Here is a 554-nt window from a genome sequence, read left to right on the forward strand (position 1 = left end):
ACCGGCAAGTCTGGCCGGTCTTCCGGGGATTTCGCTTCCGGCGGGTCTGTCCGGGGACGGACTGCCGCTTGGCCTGCAGTTGCTGGGCCGCCCGTTTGACGAGGAAACAGTGATCAGAACCGCAGGTGTTCTTGAAGAGGCTGCGGAATTTACCGCCAAACCTTCCGATTGGTGGAGAGGATAACATGGGAATGATTATTCAAGGCGCAACAGTCGATTGGGAAGTTGTCATCGGTATGGAAGTCCATGCCCAGGTGACATCCAAATCCAAGCTGTTTTCCGGTTCTGCAACCGAATATGGTGCCGAGCAGAACTCGCAGGTCTCGTTTGTGGATGCGGCCATGCCAGGCATGCTGCCGGTCATCAACGAAAAGGCTGTTGAGCAGGCGGTTCGCACCGGGCTGGGCCTGAAGGCGAAGATCAACAAGCATTCCGTGTTCGATCGGAAGAACTACTTCTATGCCGACCTGCCGCAAGGCTATCAGATCAGCCAGTTCCTGCAGCCGATCGTTGGCGAAGGGGTGATCACCATCGATCTGAAGGATGGGGAAACC

Annotated in this window: 1 protein-coding gene and 1 pseudogene; both read left to right on the forward strand. The window is 56.5% G+C overall.

Going from position 1 to position 554, the window contains the following annotated elements:
* Positions 1 to 184: amidase family protein (locus QQJ79_RS15935; RefSeq protein ID WP_284223921.1), on the forward strand; the 184-nt coding region annotated here is incomplete at its 5' end.
* Position 185: 1 nt separating this feature from the next.
* Positions 186 to 554 (forward strand): annotated as a pseudogene (gatB, locus tag QQJ79_RS15940) (Asp-tRNA(Asn)/Glu-tRNA(Gln) amidotransferase subunit GatB); the annotation flags it as partial.

The sequence above is a fragment of the Brevundimonas denitrificans genome, from assembly GCF_030160755.1.
Lineage (GTDB): Bacteria > Pseudomonadota > Alphaproteobacteria > Caulobacterales > Caulobacteraceae > Brevundimonas > Brevundimonas denitrificans.